The following is a 22,638-nucleotide window of genomic DNA, read 5'->3' as shown; positions in this document are numbered from 1 at the left end:
CGGACATATCGCCCGCTCGTGCTCGAACTCGAGCGTGCGAATGCGGGACGCCCCGAGCTCGAGGGCCTACAGCCGCGCGTCGAATTCGATATGCGCCTTGATCGTCGTCGGGGACGGATGGCGCGCAGCCTCGATCGCCGAGAGCGCCTCGTCGGCGGAGAAATGCTGGGTCACCAGCGGCGATAGGTCGAGACCGCTGCCGGCGAGGAACCGGAGCGTCTGCGGCCACACGCCCGGCGACCCGATCGAGCCGGTGATGCGGAGCTCCTTCGACTGGATCAGCCCGAGCTGCGCTGGAGCCGAGCCGCCGACGTTGATGCCGATGTACGCGACCCGGCCCTGGAACGCGACCAGTTCGAGCGCGCGCGCCATCACAGCCGGGCGGCCACTGGCCTCCACGACGAGATCCGCACCACGACCACCGGTGAGCCGGGAGAGCAACGCGTCCACGTCGTCCGGGTGCACCGCGTGCTTCGCGCCGAGGGCGAGCGCCGCGTCCTGCCGCTCAGCGGTCGGCTCGACGACGATGGTCGTTGCGCCCATCGCGCCGGTCGCCGCCGCGACGGCGAGGCCGATCGGTCCGGCACCGAGCACCACGACCGTGTCGCTCGCATCCACGCCTCCGGCGTGCTGCACGGCGTAGTAGGCGACGCTGAACGGCTCGACGAGCGCACCCATCGTGAACGAGAGCTCGTCGGGGAGTCTGTGCAGCCACGACGCCTTGGCAACGAAGAAGTCGGCGGCCGCGCCGCTGATGGAGAAGCCGAAATGGTCTGACCCGATGACGCACTCGCCGACGACCCGATCCCCGACGGCGAAGTCCGTCACGTCGGCACCGACGCGCACCACCTCACCCGACCACTCATGCCCGGGAATGATCGGATAGCTGAACGGGATGATGTACCGACCCTCCAGCAGCTCGATGTCCGAGTGGCAGACGCCGACCGAGCGGGCAGCGACGAGCACCTCGTCGGCAGCGATCGCCGGGATCGGTCGCTCCTCGACCGCGGGCGCATCCTCGGCGGTATACACCAGTGCTTTCACGGGGATCGTTCCTCTCCATCGTGGTCATGGCCGCATCCGGCGCGGTCTTGCGCGCCCGACACGCTCTGACACGCTCCGCTCATCGGGTTTCGACGAGCACCTTCACCTGGTCACCGGTGGGCGACAAGAGCGTTTCGAAGCCCTTCGCCACGATGTCAGCCATGGGCACCCGCGCCGTGACGACCTTCTCGACGGGGTAGCGACCCCGCGCAATGAGATCGACGATGCGCGGGAAGTCGAACACCGGATAGCACCAGGTGCCGGTCAGCGTGATGTCGTGTTCGGACAGCACCATCGGGTCGATCGACGCCGGGCGCGTGTGGAGGCCGGTCTGCGACACGTGTCCGGCCGATCGCACGGCGGCGAGCGCGGTCTGCAACGCGCGTTCATTGCCGGAGCATTCGATGACCGCGTCCGCGCCGACTCCATCACGGAGGTCCTTGATGTACGCGGCAACGTCGATCTCGGCCGGGTTGAGGACCTCGCCGACGCCGAAACTGCGGACCAGTGCCGCTCGAGTCGGGTTGACCTCGGAAACGATCACCTGCGCCCCGAGCGACGCGGCATAGAGCGATGCGAGCGCTCCGATGGGTCCGGCACCCGTGACGAGCACGAGGTCGCCGGGGCGCACCTTCGCCGTGTCCACTCCGTATGCGGCCACAGCAGCCGGTTCGACGAGCGCGCCCTGGAGGTCCGTCACGGCATCCGGAAGGACGGTCAGCTTCTCGACGGGAACGATCGCAAGCTCGGCGATACCGCCCCAGGCGTAACTGAGGCCGATGCACGCCATGTTGCGGCAGAGGTGGTTGAGGCCGCGGACGCAGTAGTAACAGGTGTTGTCGAACAGGAGCGGCATCACCGACACGCGCTGTCCAACCGAGACCGTCGTGACCCCGGCACCGACCTCGACGATCTCGGCGGAGAACTCGTGGCCGAGGATCTGCGGGATCGTCGAGCCGTTGAGCCGATGTGGTTCGGCGGGGGTGACGATGGGGCCCATCGCGTATTCGTGCAGGTCCGTTCCGCAGATTCCGCACCAGAACGGCTTGACGAGTACCTCGCCGGGGCCGGGTGAACCCGGGGCGGCAACGTCTTCGACGCGAACGTCGTGGGCGGCGTGAAAGACCGCGGCTCTCATGCATGCTCCTTGGTCAGGGTGGGGTCGAACAGGACTTTGCCCTCGAGACCGCCGGTGGCGAGTCGCTCGAGCTGCTCGGCGATGTCGTCGAGCGGGTGAACCGAGTCGAGCAGCTCGTGGGCCAGCGCGGTGGTCTGCAGGATCTCGAGCGCCGGACCGAGGTCGGTCCCGCACACATGCGCAAGCGTGGTTCGCACGGTGATCTCGCGCATGACGAGCGCATGCACGTCGACCTCGGGCGACTTCGAGGGCAAGCCCACCTGCAGGATTGTGCCGCCGTCCCGCACGAGCCGGATCGCGGTGGCGAGCTGGCCGGGAGCGCCGCTGGCTTCGATGACGACGTCCGCGCCTCCCGGGATGCGGTCGAGGATCCGGTCGGCGATGTCATCGCCCACTGGTTCGACCTGCCCCGCACCGAGCCGAGCAGCGCGTTCGAGTCGGTGTCCGGGAAAGTCGACCACGGTGATGTCCGCAGCGGGCGCGAGGTGGCGCACGCCGGTCAGCACGAACGTACCGATCGCACCGGCACCGATGAGGACGACGCGGTCGCCGTCCGCGATGCCCGACCGCCGTGCGGCGTGGAGGCCCACCGCGAGCGGCTGCGCGAGCCCGGCCGCGTCGAGCGAGAGACCCTCGGGGATGGGAACCAGTGTCTTCTCCGCCACGGCGACGAATTCCGCGAGACCCCCTGGCGCGTTCAGGCCGTGGGTGAAGTAGCTACGGCAGAGGTTTGTGCGGCCCTCGAGGCACCGGTCGCACGCTCCGCACCACACGCCGGCACCGGAGGCGACGAGTGCACCGGCAGGATAGGCGCCTCCAGGAAGCGGCTCGACGATCTCGCCGATGAACTCGTGGCCGAACACCATCGGACCGGTCTGGCCGGTGACCGTGTGCACGCGGTTCACGGGGAACGTCAGCGGGCCCGCCTTCCACTCGGTCGCATCGGTGCCGCACATCCCGGAGCGGAGAACCCTCAGCACCACCTGGCCGTCGTCGCGTTGCGGTTCCGGCACGTCTTCGATCCGAACGTCGTGTGCCCCGTAGTAGACGGCGGCCCTCATCGGTGCTCCTCGTTTCCACCGATCTTCGACTCACGCCTCACCGCGGCCCCACTCCGTGTTGAGGTGCGACTGCGAGCTGCGGATCACCGGCAGCGGACCGTTCACGGCGAAGTACCGCTGTCCGGCGACAAGCAGATCTTCGGCGGGGAACTTCGTCACGACCTCGCAACCGTCGGCGGTCACCACGACCTCCTCTTCGATGCGGGCAGCGCCGATGCCGTCCGCGCTCGGCCAGTATGTCTCCAACGCGAAGAACATGCCTTCGCGCAGCACCTCGGGGTGATCGAGCGACACGAGCCGCGAGAAAATCGGCTTCTCCCAGATCGACAGGCCGACGCCGTGGCCGTACTGCAGGGCGAACGCGGCCTCCTCGTCGGGGAACCCGAACTCTTGCGCTTTCGGCCAGACGCTGACGATGTCAGCGGTGGTCGCACCGGGTCGGACGAGTGCGATGGCGCGGTCCATGTACTCACGCGCGCGTTTGTAGGCGTCGTTCTGTGCGGGGCTCGCCGAGCCGACGGCGAACGTCCGGTAGTAGCAGGTGCGGTAGCCGTTGAAGCTGTGCAGGATGTCGAAGAACGCGGGGTCGCCGGGTCGGATGATCCGATCCGAGTACACGTGCGGGTGCGGAGAGCACCGCTCCCCCGAGATCGCGTTCACGCCCTCTACATATTCCGACCCGTGGTCGTAGAGCACCTTCGCGACGAGTCCGACGGTCTCGTTCTCGCGCACTCCTGGCCGCAGGAACTCGTACAGCCGGTCGTACGCGGAGTCCACCATCGACGCGGCCTGCGTCAGCAGCGTGATCTCGTCCTGCGTCTTGATGGTGCGCGCGCGCATGAACACCTGCTGGCCGTCGACGACGGAGATCCCCGCGTTCTGCAGCGCCATGAGGATCGGCATCTCGACGACATCGACGCCGAGCGGCTCGCCGAGGAGCCCGAACTTCTCGAGCTCACGCTTGATCTTCGCGGCGACCTCGTCGGCCACGCCCGTGTCCGGGTTGAAGGCGCCGCGGAGTGTCGAGATCCCGGCGCGGGCTCCGCTCTCGATGCGGGGACGCTTGGCCCCGTGATGCGGCGCGTGCGGGTCCGCGTCGAGTTCCGCTGTCGTCTCCGCCAGCCACGGGTTGTAGAGCTGGTGGTGCTTCGCGGCGGATCCGAAGTCCCACACGACCGGATCCGAATGACGCGTCAGCAGTGCGAATCGGATGAGCTTGTCCATCGCCCACGTACCGATATGCGTGGCCGTCATGTAGCGGATGTTGGAGAAGTCGAAAGCGAGGACCGCGCCGAGGTCGGAGGCGTCGAGCTCCGCTTTGAGCCGCGCCAACCGCTCGTCGCGGAGGCGGTCGAAGCGGACCCGTTCCTCCCAGTCGACGGCGTTCGTGCCGAATGTCGCTGTGCTGACCACAGTGGTCTGCCTTTCTGATCGGGCGCCAGGGCGCCGGTCGGTTGGGAGGCTGCTCAGTCGATCGCGGCGATCCGACGCCGACGACGGATCCGGCCGGCGGTGTAGAGGATCGCGGCCGCGAGGATGAGCGCGCCTTGGAAGAAGTACTGGTAGACCGTGCCGAGCCCGAGGAACACGGTGGCGGACAGCGCCTGCTGCAGGAGCAGCGCACCGAGCATCGGGCCGATGAACGTGCCCCGCCCGCCCAGCAGGCTCGTACCACCGAGCACGACGGCGGTGATGCTCGTCAATGTGAACGACGCGCCCTGCGTCGGGTCGCCGATGCCGTACTGGCCCATGAACATGAGGGCGCCGAGGAAGACGAACAGCGCCGTCGCGACGTATCCGAAGATGACCGTCCGGTCGATCCGGAGGCCCACAGTTCGCGCGGCCTCTTCATCGGAGCCGGTGGCGCGAAGGCGCCATCCCCAACGGGTGCGCCGCAGCGCGAACTCCATCGCGACCGACAGCACAACGAAGATGATGAAGAACAGCGGAACCGGGCCGAAGCTCAGGTTCACGAACGACTGGAACGCCTGGCTGATGTATCCGCCCTGCTGGGGTCGGAGCAGGAGCTCGAGTCCACCGAGGGCGATATAGAGTGCCAGCGTCGCCGCGATAGGCGTGAATTTGCCGTAGCGAATGAGACCGCCGTTCACGAATCCCGTGGCGATCGCGACCAGGACCATGAGGACGAGACCGAGGATCACGGTCCCGGCAGGTTTGCCGTCGTTCACGAAGAAGGATGCGACGACGACAAGGAAGCCGGCGAGCGGACCGACGGACAGGTCGATGCCTCCGGTGAGCATCGCGATGTTCTGTCCCATGGCGAGGAACCCGATCGCGGTCGCGGCGGTCAGAATCGTCGTGAGGTTGAACGTCGACAGGAACGCGGCGTTCTGGGCGACGATATAGCCGCCGAGGACCACGATGACGGCCGCCACGAGCGCACTCGGAGCGTAGTCGCCCTGCACGAATCGACGGAAGCCCGTGGTGTGCTCCTGGCGAAGCGCGTCGGGTACGGCGATCGCGCTCGTCGTCGCACCGACGGCGGCGCTGACCATGCGCTCCTCGGTGATGTCGTCACCGGTCAGGGTCGCGACGACCTGACCGCGGGACATCACCAGGACTTGGTCGCAGAGCCCTTCGAGTTCTTTGGAGTCGGACGAGGCGATGATGACGGGAATGCCCCGATTCGAGGCGTCGCGGAGGATCCCGTAGATATCCGCGCGGGCACCGACGTCCACACCCTGCGTCGGCTCGTCAGCGATGAGGAGGACCGGGTCGGACAGGAGCGCCCGGCCGATGACAACCTTCTGCTGGTTGCCGCCGGAGAGCGACCCGACCGGGGCGTCCATCGATGCGGCTTTGACGGAGAGCGAGCCGAGCGAGTCGCGCACGCGCGAGACCTCGCTCTTGCGGCTGAGCAGCGGGCCGCGAGCGAACGACCGCAGCGCCGAGATCGCTGCGTTCTCCCGCACGCCCAGGCTCATCGCAAGGCCCTCGCCGTGTCGGTCGGCCGGCATGTAGGCCGCGTGGCGCAGCAGCTCGCTGGACGTGTAGGCACGGCCGCCGATCGTCACGGTGCCCTCGAAGGACTCGAGACCCGCGAGCGCGCGGAGCAGGTCGCTCTGCCCGTTTCCCACAACGCCCGCGATACCGATGATCGCGCCGCGCGGGACGGACGCATTGACGTCGACGAAGCCGGGCCCTGACAGCCCCGCGATCACGAGATCGTCGCCGGTGCCGTCCGCGTCCTGTGCCGAACGCTTCGGTGGGAACGCCGAGGCCAGGGTCCGACCCACAATCAGGGCGAGGAGTTCTGCGTCGGTGATGTCGCTGACCGCGCTGGTGCCGCGCACCTGACCGTCGCGAAGGACCGTGACACGGTCTGCGAGTTCCCGCACTTCGGCCATCCGGTGCGTGATGTAGACAACCGATACGCCGTCCGCCACGGCCTCGCGGACGAGCGCGAAGAACCGCTCGACGGCATCGTTCCCGAGTGGCGCGGTCGGCTCATCGAGGATCAGCAACGACGGGGAGACGGCGAACGCCTTCGCGATCTCGAGCAGATGGCGCTGGGCAACGGTCAGCGTCTCGACGCGGTCGTCAAGATCGACGTCGAGGCCGACGCGCGACAGCATTCGCTCGGCGGTCGCTCGGCTGCCGCCCTCGCCACGGAGCACTGATCCCGGGAGCGCCACCTGCAGGTTCTCCATGACCGTCAGGTCCGGGAGCACCGCGGGGTGCTGATGCACGATCGCGATGCCGTACGAGGCGGCAAGCCGCGGGTTCAGTGGCGGGACGACGGACCCGCGCACGAGGATCGTGCCCGAGTCCGGGTGCGTGCCGCCGGTCGCGATGTTCATCAGCGTCGACTTGCCCGCGCCGTTCTCGCCGAGGATCGCGTGGACCTCGCCCGGCCGGATGTCGACTGACACATCACTCAGGGCGGCGACCCCGGAGTACGTCTTCGTGATGCCGCGCATCTCGAGCGTCGCAACCTGCGGGACCGTTTCCTGCATCGGCTCCATCACTGCCTCGTTCATGCTTGCCTTCCGTATGAGCACCGGGTGACCCGGTCGGATCGCGATGATCCGACCGGGTCCGTTTCCGGTTCGGATTACTTGCCGAGCGCCGCCTGCTGGCTTCCGGGCATCTGCGCGGAGAGGTAGACGTCACCGGGCAGGTTCGCCTGGCAGTCGACCGGCTTGGACGGATCCGTGGAGTCCTCGAAGATCGGGCTCTTGAACGAGTCCGCCGTCGGGATCTTGCCGCCCGTCGCCTTGGCCACGGCGTAGTCGACGGCGAGACGCACGTTGTCGTTTCCGGTCGCGACCGTCATGAGCTTGAACGGGCTCGTGGACTGCTGGCTCTTCCAGAAGCAGCTCAGCGAGTTACCGTCGGAGGTCGCGAGTGCGGGGATCGGACGTCCGCTCTTGGTGAAGAGCGGCAGCGAGCTGACGAGCGTGGGCCCGAAGTCCGAGACGATCACGTCGATCTTGGGGTACTTCGCGATCGCCGCCGACAGCAGTGTCTGTGTCAGCGTCGGGTCCCAGTTCGTCGGCACGAATGGCGTCTGGTCGATGAACTTGTAGCTCGACGGCAGGTTCTTGCGGAGCGCATCGTATTCGGTGACGCTCTGGCTGTTGCCCGCAGGGCCACCCATGAACAGGATGTTGCCGCCGTTCGGCACGACCTTCTTGATCCATGCGGCCCAGTTGTTGCCGTCATTGGCGAAGTCGTCGCCGATCCACTTGTCGTAGTTGACGCCCGCCTTGCCACCCGGGTCTACCCGGTAGGGCACGGTGACGACGCCAGCTTTGTAGGCATCCGTGAGTGCGGGAAGCACTGCCTTGCCAGCGTCCGGGAAGACGACCATCGCGTTCACGCCGCGCGAGGCCATGCCCTTGATGTCGGAGATCGCCTTGGAGGTGTTCCCCTGGCCGTCCGCGTACAGGAACTTGGTGACGCTCGGGCACTTCTGCGCCTCCGCTTTGCCGGATGCCGTGGTGACGAGCCGCCAGCTGTTGCCACCGAAGCCATCGAGCAGGGCGAAGGTGATCTTCTTCGTGCCGCACCAGGACGGTGCGCCCGCGACGTGCGTGACCTTTCCGGTGCTGTTGGACGCGCCACCGGTGCTCGTGCATCCGGTGAGCGCGAGGGCCGCGGCGGCGATGGCGCCGACGATGCCCAGGGTCTTGCGACGATTCATAGTTCCTCCAGGTGATGCGCGACATCGATGTCGCTGGTGGTACTGCTGGTGCGGCGGGAACGCCGGGGGTGGGGTGGAGCGTGGAGTGGGGCCGACGAACATGACGGCCCGCGGGGGTTCGTTCAGGAGGCCGGGGCTGGGCGCGTGGGTCTCGTGCGTCCGCCTCGGATCCGGTACCAGATCCCGCGCCAGTCGACGGTGTAGAGCGAGACCCCGACGGCGAGCGCCGCGGCCTGAACGACGGTCTGCACGGCAGTGGAAACGCCGAGGGCGAGCACGAACTGGACGAGCTGTTCGAGGAAGATCGCCGCGATGACCGTGGCGACGGGGAATCCCCGGCCGCCGAGCAGGGAGGTGCCGCCGAGGACCACGACCGCGACCGAGATGAGCAGGAAGCTGTCGCCGCTGTACGCGCTCGGCTGGGCAGTGATGCCCGCGATCATGATTCCGGCGACGCAGTAGAGCAGCTGCGCCCACACGTACGCGGACATCTGGTGCACACGAACGCGCAACCCAACCGCGCGCGCGGCGCGGGGGTTCGCGCCGACGAACTCGAATCGGCGGCCCGCCGGGGTGTGCCGGACCAGCACGATGACGAGGATCAGCGCGCCGACGGCGAAGAACACGGAGAACGGGATGCCGAGCACCGATCCGGTCATGAGGTTCTGCAGATCGGACGTGGTGATACGCGGGCGGCCGCCGGAGATCAGGAGGTTGACGCCGTAGAACAACGCGTTGCTGCCGAGCGTGGCGATGATCGGGTTGAGCCCAACACCACCGACGAGGAGCCCGTTGACGATGCCGCCGACGATCGCAAAGACGAGCGCGAGCAGCACCGCCGGGACGAGGAGGCTGTTGTTCTGATCGGGGATGTGCGTGACGGTGACGACGGCGAGCGACATCGCACCGGCGACCGAGAGGTCGATGCCGCCCTGCTGGACGACGAGCATCTGGCCGAGGCCGGCGACGGCGAGCACCGCCGCGATCGGGAGCATGCCCTGCAGCGATCCCGGGGCGACGCTCGATGGGGCGAACAGGGCCGACACGATGAACAGCAGGATCGTTGCGGCGCCGATCGTCACGAGACCCTTCGAGACGGATACGGTTGCACTCGTAAGGAGTCGCGGCTCGCGTGTTTCGCTCGTCACTGACATTGACGCTCCATTGCGCTGGTATCGAACGGTCGATGTGTTGAGCGTGACTGTACACGATCAGTGGCATTGCACAACAGCGGACGGGCATAACGGTTTCATTGCGGGCGGAACCGGGCGTGCCTCCTGTGGGACCGTTCACCATCACTACACGACGGGGATGGTCCGAGAACACCTGCTGGCCCGCGGTCGGCCTGACGAATCGGATGCAAGGAGGCGCCGTGAACGACCCTGAGACTGTGCAGCGCAACGCGGTGCGCGACTATTACGAGACCGGCTCCGGAGCCGAGGTCACACTCCATGCGAACGAGGAGGCCTGGCAGTCCCTCCGGTTCCGGCCCCGCATCCTGCGTGACGTCTCGCGAGTCGGTACGGCGATCGACCTCCTCGGCGCGTCGCTCCCCCATCCGCTGCTCGTCGCCCCGTCGGCGCTCCACGGGCTCGGCCACCCCGACGGTGAACGCGCGACGGCGCGAGGCGCGGCGGCGGCCGGTGCGCTCATGGTGCTGTCGATGCGCTCGTCCGTTCCTGCGGCGGAGGTCGGCCGGGAGATGAACGGGTCGCCCTGGTGGTACCAGGTGTACGCGACCGGACGCCCGTCGGTCGCGCTGACACTGACACAGCAGGCGGTCGACGCCGGAGCGAGCGCGATCGTCCTCACGGGCGACACCCCAATCGTCGGCCGGAAGCGCCGTGCCACGCCGGGCATCGTCGCGAACGCCATGCACGTCGAGAACCTGCGTCGCACTGTCGACCCGTCGATCACCGCTGCGGACGTGACGCAAGACCCGTCCGCCACGCTCGATCTGATCCGGGCACTCGCGGACCGCTACCGCGTTCCGGTCCTGGTGAAGGGTGTGCTGCGCGGTGACGATGCGCGCCTCGCGCTCGAGGCCGGTGCCGCGGGAGTGATCGTGTCGAACCACGGCGGCCGGCAACTCGACCGGGCAATCGCGTCAGCGGACGCGCTCCCGGAGGTCGTGGCCGCGGTGGACGGCGCTGCTCCCGTCATCGTGGACGGCGGCATCCGGAGCGGCGTCGATGCGATGGCTGCGCTGGCGCTCGGCGCGGACGCGGTCATGCTCGGGCGCCCGATCCTGCGTGCCCTCATGGCCGGAGGCAGTGACGCGATTCGCGCGCTCCTCGATCAGATGCGGACGGAACTTGTCGAAGCGATGCAGCTCGTCGGCACCGCTGATGTCGACCAGCTCACGCCGGACCTCGTCGTTCGCTCAAAATAGGCTGCGTGGGGAGGATTCGATTCACTCGGTGCCCTCGATCGGCTTGCCTTGTGAAAGCGTCCGACGCACGAGCCACGCGTCGGACGCACTTCCAACAACCCCGGCGGAAAAACTCACAACATAGAGCTCGATACCGGAGCCGACGAAGATGCTTCCATTCATAACAAGCAAGACGATCGGTACAACGCCCGCAACGAGAATGGAGAGCCAGCGCGCGACGGCGAAGCGAGCGAAAAGCGGTATGGCTGCAATATTGACGGCAGCAAGAATTGCGCCAGCGGCGCCGCCGACCAGTGCAAATGCGATGCAAACGAACGCGAGCATCCCCACCGAGTATTGGTTGTAGAGCGCATTGCTCGACCAGTGCGAAGCGGTACCCGGGACGGCAAAGGTGAATCCTGCACAGCCCGCGAGGCCAGCGCCGATACCGACGCCGGTCCAAACTCGCGACCATCTTCGCACGGCCATAACAATATCTGTCCTTGACGAATTAAAAGGCCGATATCCGTTGTGCTGTGGCTCGAATTTCGAGGCGACTGACGACTCTGCGCCCGCTCCCGCATTCTCGACTGCGTCGCATTAACGACGCCCCATCAGCTCCCGCTCGCGTCCTGTTCCACGTTCCGCTGCAGCGAGATCGTCGGAATGGAGGCGGTGATCACCGACCCGTCCGCGCGGAGCGTGCCCTGGATGTCGCTCGTGGTCGGCGTGTGGCCCGACATGCGCGGCCCCTGATGCACCAGCGAGACGACGGTGGGCTCGGCCGGGGTGACGATGAACTCTTCGTTGTGCACCCACACGCGAGCGCCGTCGCCGGTCTCGACCGTGAAGCGCATGCAGTCCTGCTCGAGGTCGACGCGGAGTCGGCTTCCTCTGACCGTGATCCGGTAGGTCAGCCGCTCCCACGACTGCGGGAGGCGTGGGTTGAACGTCATGCGGCCGCCGTGGTCGCGCATGCCGCCGAACCCGCTGACGAGCGCCGACCAGATGCCGCCGGTCGACGCGACATGCACGCCATCCGTGGTGTTCCCGTGCAGATTGGCGAGGTCGACATAGAGCGCTGTGAGGAAGTACTTCTCCGCGAGCTCGTGGTACCCGACCTCTGCGGCGATGATCGACTGGACGACCGCCGACAGCGTGGAGTCACCCGTGGTCAACGCGTCGTAGTACTCGAAGTCACGGCGCTTCTCGGCGGGGGTGAACTCGTGCCCCTGCAGGAAGAGCGCGAGGACCACGTCGGCCTGCTTCAGCACCTGGAACCGGTAAATGACCAGCGGGTGGTAGTGGAGCAGCAGCGGACGCTTGGACTCGGGGGTCGCCTCCAGATCCCACAGCTCTTTGTCGAGGAACTGCGCATCCTGCGGATGGATGCCGCGATGCGGGTCGAATGGGATCTCCATCGCCTCGGCGGCGCGTTCCCAGTCGCCGATCTCGTTGACATCGAGACCGGTGCGGCGAATCATCCGTTCGAACTCGACCGGATCGTCGGCCTGCAGCTGACGGCAGGCGTTCACCGCGGACCAGAGGTTCGCCCGCGCCATAACGTTCGTGTACAGGTTGTCGTCGACCACCGTCGTGTATTCGTCCGGGCCGGTGACGCCGTCGATGTGGAACTTCTGGTCGCCGTTCGATCGCCAGAAGCCGAGGTCCTCCCAGAGCCGGGCGGTCTCGATGAGGACGTCGATCGCGCCGCGCTTCAGGAACTCGGTGTCACCGGACGCATGCACGTACTGCATGAGCGCGTGCGCGATGTCCGCGTCGATGTGGTACTGCGCAGTGCCGGCGGCGTAATACGCGCTCGACTCCTGGCCGTTGATGGTCCGCCATGGGAACAGCGCACCCCGTTGGTTGAGCTCACGAGCGCGGTCGCGCGCCGCGGGCAGCATGTTGTACCGGAATCGGAGCGCGTTCCGCGCCACGATCGGCGCCGTGTAGCTGAGGAACGGCAGGACATAGATCTCCATGTCCCAGAAGTAGTGGCCGCCGTAGCCGGAGCCCGTCACGCCCTTCGCGGCGATGCCGTGTCCGTCCGTGCGCGCGGTCGCCTGCGCAAGCTGGAACAGATTCCACCGCACGGCCTGCTGAATGTCCGGGTGTCCGGCGATCTCGACGTCGCTGCGCGCCCAGAAGTCGTCGAGCCACGCACGCTGCTGCGCAACGATGTCCTCCACGGGGACATACTTCGCGCGGTCCAGCGTTCGGTCGCATCGGTCGGCGAGCTCTCGCGCCGGAACGCCCCGTGACGTGTGGTACGTGATCGTCTTGATGAGCCGGACGGGCTTGCCCCGCTTCGCCTGCACGCGGAACACGTGCTTCGCGAGGTCGTCGTCGATCTGGGACTGCTCGTCCCACGCGTTCTCAGTCTCGAGGCGGTGCTCCACGCCGACGCAGATCGTCATTCCCGAGCTCGACGCCTGGTAGCCGAGCAGCGAGCGGCTGCCGTGCGTGCGTTTCAGCCGCGGCAGGAGCACCCGCTCCGTGAAGGTCTCCGCGCGGCGCGGGTCGAACTGCGTCGCCGGGATCACGGATCGTGAATGGTATTCGTCCGCGCCGTCCTGCCGATTCAACACCTGACTCGACAGCAGCACCGACGCGTCCGCGTCGAGCACCGTGACCTCGTAGTCAACGACCGCGAGATGCCGATCGGTGAACGACACCAGTCGACGCATCCGGATCAGGACGCGCTTGCCGGACGGGGTGCTCCACTCGGTCTCGCGCAGCAGAAACCCATCGCGGAACTCAAGTCGCCGCGTGTGGCGGAGGATGTCCGCCTCTTCCATGATGAGCGGCTCGTCGTCGACGTAGAGGCGGATCACCTTCGCGTCGGGAGCGTTGACGATGGTCTGTCCGACCTTCGCGAAGCCGAACGCGTCCTCCGCATGCCGGATCGGCCAGGTCTCGTGGAACCCGTTGACGTACGTTCCGTATGAAACGCCGCCACGACCCTCCGTGTAGTTGCCGCGCATACCGATGTAGCCGTTCCCGACGGCGAAAATCGACTCCGCGACGCCTTGCTCCTCGGGCACGTACTCGGTCTCGACCAGCGCCCACTCGTCGATGGGGTAACGGATCCGATCCAGCGGATCAGTGGTGATGGGGTTCATGGCGGTCCGGTATCGGGTGTGGACGGTCGGGTTCAGCGGGTCGGTGCAGGACCGGCCGCATCCGAGCCTCCGCGGAGGCCCGAAATCAGCTGGTCGAGATCCGTGACGACGACGTCGGCGCCATGTTCGGTCAGCGCTGCCGCGCCGACACCACGATCCACACCGACCACGAGCCCGAAGCGACCATTCCGGCCCGCTTCGACACCCGAGGTGGCGTCTTCGATCACCACCGACTCATCCGCAGAGCAGCCGAGGCGTGTCGCAGCATCGAGGAATGTATCGGGCGCCGGTTTCCCGGCGAGTCCGTCCGCCGACGCGACAGTCCCATCGACGATGACAGGGAATCGATCGAGGATACCTGCTGCGTCGAGCACGGACCGCGCGTTCGCTGAACTCGAGACCACCGCGACGCGATACCCGGCGGCCATCGCCGCATCGAGGAAGGCCATCGACCCGGGGTAGGCATCGACGCCGTGCTCGGTCAGCTCGGCGGTGAACGCCGCGTTCTTCCGATTGCCGAGACCGCAGACCGTGTCTGCATCGGGTGAGTCGGACGGGGCGCCTTCGGGCAGGTCGATCCCGCGCGCTTGGAGCAGCGACCGAACGCCGTCGTACCGGGGCTTGCCGTCGACGTATCGGAAATAGTCGTCGTCGGTGTACGGCGCTGCGCCGTGCTGCTCGAGGTACGGACCGAACAGGCGCGCCCACGCGCGCATGTGCACGGCCGCCGTCGGCGTGAGAACGCCGTCGAGGTCGAAGAGCAGCGCGCGCTGCGCCGCGAGCGGGCGGGCCGTGCCCCGGGTGGGCAACGTCATCTGCGATCCCTCCTGGTGGTCACCGGGCAGCCAGTACCTCGCAAGTGTAGGTGCGAACGCATGCGTCCGTACGGATGTCAGGCGCCGGTGAATCGGTACCCCATGCCGGCCTCCGTGGTGAAGAACCGCGGATTACTCGGATCGGGCTCGAGTTTCCGACGCAGTTGCGCCATGAACAGGCGGAGGTAGCCCGAATCGGAACCGTGCGCGGGCCCCCAGACCTGCGTCAGCAGCATCTCCCGGGTCAGCAGGGTGCCGGGGTTCGCGAGGAACACCTCCAACAATCGCCACTCCGTCGGCGTCAGGCGCACCGGCGGCCCGGACGGGGTCGTGACCTGCTTCGCGACCAGATCCACGGTCAGGTCGCCGATGCGAACCGTCGGCGACGCCTCCGCGACCGGTGTCACGCGCCTCCCGAGTGCCCGAAGCCGCGCGAGCAGCTCGTCCATCTGGAACGGCTTCGTCACGTAGTCGTCCGCGCCTGCGTCGAGCGCCTCGATCTTGTCGGCGGCGTCGGTTCGACCGGACAGCACCAGCACCGGCACGGTCGACCACGCGCGGATCGCCTGCAGCACCCCGATCCCATCGAGTCGCGGCATGCCGAGATCGAGCATGACGATGTCCGGACGCTCCGTGATGACCGCGTCGAGGGCGGCGCGCCCATCGCGCGCGACCACCAACTCGTATCCCCGCGCACCGAGCGTGATCGCGAGCGCCCGCGCGAGCTGCGCGTCGTCGTCGGCGACGAGTACCTTCATGCGACACCCGCCGTCACAGCGCTCACGCCGATGAAACCGGCGATCGGAAGCCGAACGACCATGGTGAGCCCGCCTCCCGGTGTGTCGTCCACCTCGATACTGCCGCCCATGCCCTCGGTGAACCCGCGTGCCAGGGCGAGCCCCAGCCCCAGCCCGGTCGTGTTGTCGGTATCGCCGAGCCGTTGGAACGGACTGAAGACGTCGTCACGGCGCTCGTCCGGGATCCCAGGTCCACGATCGGCGATCCGAAGCTCGACGTTGCCGTCGAACGCGCTCGCCGCCACCCGGACCTGCGTGCCCTCCGGCGCGAACCGCAGTGCGTTCGACAGCAGATTCACGACGACGCGCTGCAGGAGCACCGGATCGGCGAGAACGCGCGGCAGGTCGGGCGGCAGGTCGAGATCGATCGAATCCGGGCCGAGCTCGAGCTCGTCGAGGGCCGGTGCGACGACGGTGTCGAGCGTGGTCGGCACGGCGTTGATCGCGAGGACCCCCGCCTGCACGCGGGAGACGTCGAGCAGGTCCGCGAGAAGACTCGCGAGCGCACGGAGGCTCTCGTCGGCGGTCGCGAGCAGGACCTCGTGCTCGGCGTCGGTCAGTGCGATGTCGTGATCGCGGAGGCCCTGGATCGCCGTGGTCGCCGCCGCGAGCGGCCGTCGCACATCGTGACTGACCGCGGCGAGGATCGCGCTGCGAACCCGGTCCGCTGCGGCGATCCGCTCCGCGTTGTCCGCCGCACGGCTGAGGGTCCGGTGTTCGAGCGCTGCATCGATCTGCTGCTCGACCACCCGGAGCAGGCGTCGCTGCCCCGGTTCGGGGACCGGTCCGGCGAACTCGAGCGTGCCTCCGGACCGGAGGCTCGACGTCGCGTCCGGCACGTCGGCGACCGTTCCGGATTCGGCGATGGTCTCGCCGGCCTGCCGGACCCGGACACCGCGGAACCCGAACGCCTCGCGCGCCCGGTCGACGAGCGCCTGGAGCGCGTCGTCGCCGCGGAGCACGCTCCCCGCGATCCCGACGAGCAGCGCGGACTCGGCCGCGGCGCGTTTCGCGGTCCGCGACCGCCGCGCCGACCGGTCGACGACGAGGCTCACCGTGACCGCGCTCGCCACGTAGAGCACGAGGGCAGCGAGGTGCCACGGTCGCTGCACGGTGATCCGGTAGAGCGGCTGCACGAAGAAGAAGTCGAGCGAGAGCCCGGAGAGCACCGCGGCGAACACCGCGGGCCAGAACCCGCCGACGAGCGCCACGAGGAGCACGAGCATCTGATAGGCGAGCACCTCGACCGTGATTGCGTCGGGGCTGCGGAACACCGACATGACGAGCGTGAGCAGCGGCCCCACGACGATCGCGAGGACGAACGCGGAGATGATTCGCGCCGGCGTGAGACTGCCGCCGAGCCGTGGCAGTGAGAACCCACGACCGGCGCGCTCATGCGTGACGATGTGCACGTCGATGTCGCCGGACTCCCGGATCACCGTCGCCCCGATGCCCGGCCCGGTGATCGCGGCGAGGAGTCGGCTCCGACGGCTCACGCCGATGACGAGCTGCGTCGCGTCGATCGACCGAGCGAATCGCACCAGCGTCGTGGGCACGTCGTCGCCGACGACCTGGTGGTAGGTGCCGCCGAGCTGTTCGACGAGCGCCCGCTGCTGGGACAGCGCCCCGGGGTGCCGTTCGCGGAGGCCGTCGTTCGTCGTGACGTGGACCGCGGCGAGCTCGCCGCCCGCGGACCGCGCGGCGATGCGTGCACCACGCCGGAGGAGTGTCTCGCCCTCCGGGCCGCCGGTGAGCGCGACGAGCACCCGGTCCCGCGCCTCCCATTTGTGGTCGATGCCGTGCTCGGCGCGGTATGACTTCAGCGCGTCGTCGACGTCGTCCGCCAGCCACAGCAGGGCGAGTTCCCGCAAGGCCGTCAGGTTGCCGAGGCGAAAGTAGTTCGACAGCGCCGCATCGATCCGCGTCGCCGGGTACACGAGGCCGTCCGCGAGTCGTTCTCGCAGCGCCTCGGGTGCGAGATCGACGACCTCGATCTGATCGGCGGCGCGCACGATGGCGTCCGGCACGGTCTCCCGCTGCACCGTCCCGGTGATGTCGCGCACCACGTCGCTCAGCGACTGCAGATGCTGGATGTTCACCGTCGAGATGACATCGATGCCCGCGTCGAGGAGCGACTGCACGTCCTCCCAGCGTTTGTCGTGACCGGTGCCGGGCGCGTTCGTGTGCGCCAGCTCGTCGACGAGGGCGACATCCGGTCGACGGGCGATGACCGCGTCGAGATCGAGATCGTCGAGCTCGACCCCGCGGTGGGCGATGACCCGTCGGGGTACGACCTCGAGGTCGCCGAGCACCGCCGCCGTCGCGGCCCGACCGTGCGTCTCGACGACGGCGACGACCACGTCGCGGCCTTCGTCGCGCAGCCGTCGCCCCTCTTCGAGCATCGTGTACGTCTTGCCGACGCCGGGAGCGGCGCCGAGCAGCACCCGAAGGCGGCCGCGTTTCATGTGCCCATCATCTCGCGTGCGTGATCGGTGGCGGGGCTCAGTCGTGCAGCGCGGTCAGCGCGAGATTCAGCTCGAGCACGTTGACGGTCGGCTCGCCGAGGAATCCGAGCTGCCGCCCATGCGTGTGCGCGGCGACGAGGTTCCGCACCGCCGTCACCGACAGTCCGCGCGCCGCGGCGACCCGGGCGACCTGCTCGTCGGCATACGCGGGGCTGATGTCCGGATCCAGCCCCGATCCGGAGGCGGTGACCGCGTCCGCCGGAATCGTCGCCGGGTCGACGTGATCGGCCTTCGCGATCGCGGCTTTCGCCTGGTCGATGGCGTGCGTCAGCGTCGGATTGTTCGGACCGAGGTTGGACGGTGAGGACGCGTTCGCGTCGTAGCCGGTCCCCGCTGCGGAGGGGCGGGACTGGAACCACCGCGCTGCCGACGCGGCCGACACCGTCTTCGATGCGGCGAACGACTGGCCGATGTGCGCGGAGCCGACGACGACGCCGTTGGCGTCGCGGAGCAGTGAGCCGTTCGCCGGCCCGGGCAGCGCGACCTGCGCGACACCCCAGACGGCCAACGGATAGGCGATGCCGAGCACGACGGTGCTGAGCAGGGTGAGCCGGATGGCGACCCCGCCGGACCGGAGTGCGGTGCGTGAACGAGGCATGGCGTCCCTCCTGGACAGTGCAGCGGATGCTGCGTCAGAAGCCGGGGATGAGCCCGACGATGAGGTCGATGATCTTGATGCCGACGAACGGCACGATGATGCCGCCGAGCCCGTAGACGAGCAGGTTGCGGCCGAGCACGCTCGACGCGGATGCTGCGCGGTAGGCGACCCCGCGCAGCGACAGCGGGATCAGCCCGATGATCACGAGTGCGTTGAAGATCACGGCGCTGAGGATCGCGGACGCGGGCGAGTGCAGCTGCATGACGTTCAGCACCGCGAGGCCGGGGAACGCGACCTGGAACATCGCCGGGATGATCGCGAAGTACTTCGCGACGTCGTTCGCGATCGAGAAGGTCGTGAGCGCGCCGCGCGTGATGAGCAGCTGCTTGCCGATGCGGACGATGTCGATGAGCTTCGTCGGGTCGGAGTCGAGGTCAACCATGTTGCCGGCCTCCTTCGCGGCGGTCGTCCCGGTGTTCATCGCCACACCGACGTCGGCCTGGGCGAGCGCGGGAGCGTCGTTCGTGCCGTCGCCGGTCATCGCGACGAGGTTCCCGCCCTCCTGCTCCTTGCGGATGAGCGCGAGTTTGTCCTCCGGAGTCGCTTCCGCGAGGAAGTCGTCCACGCCGGCCTCCGCGGCGATCGCGGCAGCCGTGCGAGGGTTGTCGCCGGTGATCATCACCGTCCGGATACCCATCGCCCGCATCTCCGCGAACCGTTCCTTGATGCCGGTCTTGACGACATCCTTCAGGTGGACGACGCCCAGGAGGCTCGTGGTTCCGTCCGCCGTACGCCGCGCGACGACGAGTGGCGTGCCGCCCTGATCCGAGATCTCGGCGACGATCCGTTCGACGTCGGCGACCAGCGCCTCCTGTCCGGCCCCCGCCCACGCAAGCACGGCCGACGCCGCACCCTTCCGGATCTCGGTGCCGTCCGGCAGGTCGAGCCCCGACATGCGGGTCTGCGCGGTGAACGGAACCTCGGCAGCATCCCCGGGCGCGATCGGGGACTGCCCCGCGGCCTCGGCGAGCGCGACGATCGAGCGCCCCTCCGGCGTGGTGTCGGCCGCCGAGGACAGCGCGGACGCGGCGAGGAGCTCGGCCTCGGTGACCGCGCCGACCGGCACCACGCGCGACGCCTGCCGGTTTCCGTACGTGATCGTGCCGGTCTTGTCGAGGAGGAGCGTGGTGATATCCCCGGCCGCCTCCACGGCGCGACCCGACATCGCGAGCACATTGCGCTGCACGAGGCGGTCCATCCCGGCGATGCCGATCGCCGACAGCAGCGCGCCGATGGTCGTCGGAATGAGGCAGACGAGCAGCGCGATGAGCACGGGAACACTGACGGACGCGCCGACGAGGCCTGCGATCGGCTGCATCGTGAGGCACACGATCACGAACACGATCGACAGCGACGCGAGCAGGATGCTCAGCGCGATCTCGTTCGGCGTCTTCTGCCGCGCGGCGCCCTCGACCAGGCGGATCATCCGGTCGATGAACGTCTCGCCCGGCGTCGAGGTGATCCGCACGACGATCCGGTCGGACAGCACTCGCGTTCCGCCGGTGACCGCCGAGCGATCCCCACCGGACTCGCGGATGACGGGTGCCGACTCGCCCGTGACCGCGGACTCGTCGACCGAGGCGATGCCCTCGACAACGTCGCCGTCACCGGGGATCACCTCGCCGGCGGTGACCACGACGACGTCGCCCTTTGCAAGATCGACGCTCGCAACAGCCTCCAACTCGACCCGCAGCGCCGCCGCGTCCGCTCGCTCGTCGTACCGAACCACCCGGGCGGCGACCGACGTGCTGCGGGTCTTGCGCAGCGCGTCGGCCTGCGCCTTCCCGCGGCCCTCCGCGACCGACTCGGCGAGATTCGCGAAGAGCACGGTCAGCCAGAGCCAGACGGCGATCGCCCAGGTGAACGCGATGGGGACGCGCGCGGACGCCGTGGCGGCCGAGCCTCCGGCGAATGGCTCGACGATCGCGGTCGCCGTGGTGAGCGCCGCGCCCACCTCGACGAGGAACATGACAGGGTTCTTCCACATCGCACGCGGATCGAACTTCCGGAGCGCGCCAGGGAGGCTCGCGACCAGCTGCCGCGGACCGAACGCGCCGCTTGTGCGACGAGTGCCGGTCGGCGCCGCAGCGGCGTCGTGCGCGTCGGAGTGCACCTCAGGGTGGACGGTGGTCATCGCTGGAGTCCTTCCGCGAGGGGTCCCAGTGCGAGCACCGGGAAATAGGTGAGCGCGGTGACGATGACCGCGACGCCACCGAGCAGTCCGACGAACAGGGGGCGGTGCGTCGGGAGTGTTCCGGCGGTCTCGGGCACGTGCTCCTGCGCGGCGAGCGAGCCGGCGAGCGCGAGCACGAACACGATCGGGACGAAGCGGCCAAGCGCCATCGACGCCGCCAGCGCCCAGTTCAGCCAGCCGGTGTCGGCGGTGAGACCGCCGAACGCGGAGCCGTTGTTGTTCGCGGCGCTCGTGAACGCGTACAGCACTTCGGAGAGTCCATGCGTGCCGGGATTGAGGATGCTCGTGGTGGTGATGCTGTGTCGGGCAGCCGGGATCGCAAGCGACAGCCCGGTGCCGAGGAGCACGATCGCGGGCGTGACGAGCACGTACAGCGACGCGAACGTCATCTCCCGGCCGCGGATCTTCTTGCCCACGAATTCGGGGGTGCGTCCGACGAGCAGGCCGGCGATGAAGACCGTGATCACGGCGACCATGAGCATGCCGTAGAGGCCGGATCCGACCCCGCCCGGCGCGATCTCGCCGAGCATCATGTTCAGCATCGCCATCATGCCGGCGAGCGGCGTCATGCTGTCGATCGCGCTGTTCACCGCGCCGGTCGAGGTCAGCGTGGACGACGTGTCGAACAGGGTGGACCCGAGGATGCCGAACCGCACCTCCTTGCCCTCCATGGCGGCGCCGGCCGCGTGCGCCGCGGCGCCGGACCCGCCGAGCTCGATCCACGACATCAGCGCGAGCGAGATGACGAAGAGGGTTCCCATGGCCGCGAGGATCGCCATCCCCTGCCGACGGTCGCCGACCATGACACCGAACGTGCGCGGCAGGCTGAACGGGATCACGAGCAGCATGAAGATCTCGAGGAGATTCGTCCACGGCTGGGGGTTCTCGAACGGGTGGGCGGAGTTCGCGTTGAAGAAGCCGCCGCCATTCGTCCCGAGTTCCTTGATCGCCTCCTGCGACGCGACCGGACCGCCGGCGATGTGCTGCACACCCCCGGCGAGGGTGTGCACGGTGGTCGGCGCGAGGAGGTTGTCGATCGACCCGCCCGCGACGAGCACGATCGCCAGGACGAACGACGCGGGCAGCAGCAGACGACCGACCGTGCGCACGATGTCGACCCAGACGTTGCCGATCGTCGTCGCGCGGCGGCGCGCGAATCCGCGGACCAGCGCCACCGCGACCGCGATGCCGACCGCTGCGGAGAGGAAGTTCTGCACGGCGAGCGCCGCCATCTGCACCGTGTAGCCGAGCGTCGCCTCCGGCGAGTACGACTGCCAGTTCGTGTTGGTGACGAAGGAGATCGCCGTGTTCATCGCGAGCGCCGGCGGAACGCCCGGCAGACCGAGACTCGCGGGCAGGACCGCCTGCAGGCGCTGGATCGCGTAGACGGCGAGCACACCGACGACGCTGAAGAGCAGCACACCGCGGAGGTACGCCGGCCATGACTGCTCGGCGTCCGCGTCCACCCCGATGAGCCGGTACACGCCGCGCTCGACGCGCCCGTGGTGGGCGCTCGTGTACATGCGGGCCATCCAGTCGCCGAGCGGCCGGTGGGCGAGCGTGAGGAGCAGCGCGAGCGTTGCGATCTGCGCGACGGCGGCCCAGGTCGCCGCCGCGTCGGTTCCGTTGGCGGCGCTCATCAGAAGCGCTCCGGCCGGATGAGTGCCCACACGAGGTAGCCGATCGCGGCGATCGCGAGCACGCCCGCGATGACGGTGATCGCGGTCATAGCCGCTCGACCCC

The 22,638-nt window shown here is 68.4% G+C and carries 17 protein-coding genes; 1 reads left to right on the top strand and 16 read right to left on the bottom strand.

Annotated features, from left to right (window positions below; translation table 11 throughout):
* Window positions 1–66: 66 nt before the first annotated feature.
* The 7 genes from CAM01S_RS05755 to CAM01S_RS05725 form a co-directional block, all read right to left on the bottom strand.
* The gene (locus CAM01S_RS05755; RefSeq protein ID WP_066517533.1) at window positions 67–1,044 is read right to left on the bottom strand and encodes a zinc-dependent alcohol dehydrogenase; all 978 of its coding nucleotides are present in this window, start codon (window positions 1,042–1,044) and stop codon (window positions 67–69) included.
* Between the two features lie 79 nt (window positions 1,045–1,123).
* On the bottom strand, window positions 1,124–2,182 hold the full coding sequence (locus CAM01S_RS05750; protein ID WP_066517532.1) for a 2,3-butanediol dehydrogenase: 1,059 nt from the start codon (window positions 2,180–2,182) through the stop codon (window positions 1,124–1,126).
* Window positions 2,179–3,243, bottom strand: coding sequence for a zinc-dependent alcohol dehydrogenase (locus CAM01S_RS05745; protein WP_066517531.1), 1,065 nt, complete (start codon window positions 3,241–3,243; stop codon window positions 2,179–2,181). The genes CAM01S_RS05750 and CAM01S_RS05745 overlap by 4 nt, the downstream gene beginning before the upstream one ends.
* Before the next feature lie 30 nt (window positions 3,244–3,273).
* On the bottom strand, window positions 3,274–4,656 hold the full coding sequence (locus tag CAM01S_RS05740) for a M24 family metallopeptidase (RefSeq protein WP_066517530.1): 1,383 nt from the start codon (window positions 4,654–4,656) through the stop codon (window positions 3,274–3,276).
* A 53-nt stretch (window positions 4,657–4,709) separates the two neighbouring features.
* Window positions 4,710–7,244 carry an ATP-binding cassette domain-containing protein gene (locus CAM01S_RS05735; protein WP_066517529.1) on the bottom strand — a complete coding sequence of 845 codons (2,535 nt, stop codon included), beginning with the start codon at window positions 7,242–7,244 and terminating at the stop codon, window positions 4,710–4,712.
* A 74-nt stretch (window positions 7,245–7,318) separates the two neighbouring features.
* Window positions 7,319–8,410, bottom strand: coding sequence for a substrate-binding domain-containing protein (locus CAM01S_RS05730; protein WP_066517528.1), 1,092 nt, complete (start codon window positions 8,408–8,410; stop codon window positions 7,319–7,321).
* 122 nt (window positions 8,411–8,532) lie between these two features.
* Entirely contained in the window at window positions 8,533–9,564 is a 1,032-nt protein-coding gene (locus CAM01S_RS05725; RefSeq protein ID WP_066517527.1) for an ABC transporter permease, read from the bottom strand.
* A gap of 218 nt (window positions 9,565–9,782) precedes the next feature.
* On the opposite strand from CAM01S_RS05725, the gene CAM01S_RS05720 reads away from it, so the two are divergent.
* Window positions 9,783–10,802: an alpha-hydroxy acid oxidase gene (locus CAM01S_RS05720; protein WP_217999719.1), complete on the top strand. Its 1,020-nt coding sequence runs from the start codon at window positions 9,783–9,785 to the stop codon at window positions 10,800–10,802.
* Between the two features lie 21 nt (window positions 10,803–10,823).
* Here the strand turns inward: CAM01S_RS05720 and CAM01S_RS05715 are convergent, their stop codons facing one another.
* The 9 genes from CAM01S_RS05715 to kdpF all read right to left on the bottom strand — a co-directional run bounded on the left by CAM01S_RS05715 (window position 10,824) and on the right by kdpF (window position 22,624).
* Window positions 10,824–11,264, bottom strand: a complete 441-nt coding sequence (locus CAM01S_RS05715; protein WP_157071446.1) for a hypothetical protein — start codon at window positions 11,262–11,264, stop codon at window positions 10,824–10,826.
* 131 nt (window positions 11,265–11,395) lie between these two features.
* Entirely contained in the window at window positions 11,396–13,906 is a 2,511-nt protein-coding gene (locus CAM01S_RS05710; protein ID WP_066517518.1) for a glycoside hydrolase family 65 protein, read from the bottom strand.
* Window positions 13,907–13,938: 32 nt separating this feature from the next.
* Complete coding sequence (locus CAM01S_RS05705; RefSeq protein ID WP_066517512.1) at window positions 13,939–14,721, bottom strand: HAD family hydrolase; 783 nt, start codon at window positions 14,719–14,721, stop codon at window positions 13,939–13,941.
* Window positions 14,722–14,798: 77 nt separating this feature from the next.
* The gene (locus CAM01S_RS05700; protein ID WP_066517510.1) at window positions 14,799–15,479 is read right to left on the bottom strand and encodes a response regulator; all 681 of its coding nucleotides are present in this window, start codon (window positions 15,477–15,479) and stop codon (window positions 14,799–14,801) included.
* On the bottom strand, window positions 15,476–17,983 hold the full coding sequence (locus CAM01S_RS05695; protein WP_066517505.1) for an ATP-binding protein: 2,508 nt from the start codon (window positions 17,981–17,983) through the stop codon (window positions 15,476–15,478). The genes CAM01S_RS05700 and CAM01S_RS05695 overlap by 4 nt, the downstream gene beginning before the upstream one ends.
* A 37-nt stretch (window positions 17,984–18,020) precedes the next feature.
* Window positions 18,021–18,641, bottom strand: a complete 621-nt coding sequence (gene kdpC, locus CAM01S_RS05690; protein ID WP_066517504.1) for a potassium-transporting ATPase subunit KdpC — start codon at window positions 18,639–18,641, stop codon at window positions 18,021–18,023.
* A gap of 34 nt (window positions 18,642–18,675) precedes the next feature.
* Entirely contained in the window at window positions 18,676–20,835 is a 2,160-nt protein-coding gene (kdpB, locus tag CAM01S_RS05685) for a potassium-transporting ATPase subunit KdpB (protein WP_066517503.1), read from the bottom strand.
* Window positions 20,832–22,535: a potassium-transporting ATPase subunit KdpA gene (gene kdpA / locus CAM01S_RS05680; RefSeq protein WP_066517502.1), complete on the bottom strand. Its 1,704-nt coding sequence runs from the start codon at window positions 22,533–22,535 to the stop codon at window positions 20,832–20,834. The genes kdpB and kdpA overlap by 4 nt, the downstream gene beginning before the upstream one ends.
* The gene (gene kdpF, locus CAM01S_RS05675) at window positions 22,535–22,624 is read right to left on the bottom strand and encodes a K(+)-transporting ATPase subunit F (protein ID WP_066517501.1); all 90 of its coding nucleotides are present in this window, start codon (window positions 22,622–22,624) and stop codon (window positions 22,535–22,537) included. The genes kdpA and kdpF overlap by 1 nt, the downstream gene beginning before the upstream one ends.
* Between the last annotated feature and the right edge of the window lie 14 nt (window positions 22,625–22,638).

Source organism: Curtobacterium ammoniigenes NBRC 101786 (assembly GCF_001571045.1).
GTDB classification, from domain to species: domain Bacteria; phylum Actinomycetota; class Actinomycetes; order Actinomycetales; family Microbacteriaceae; genus Curtobacterium; species Curtobacterium ammoniigenes.
This window is presented reverse-complemented; position numbering and strand designations above follow the sequence as displayed.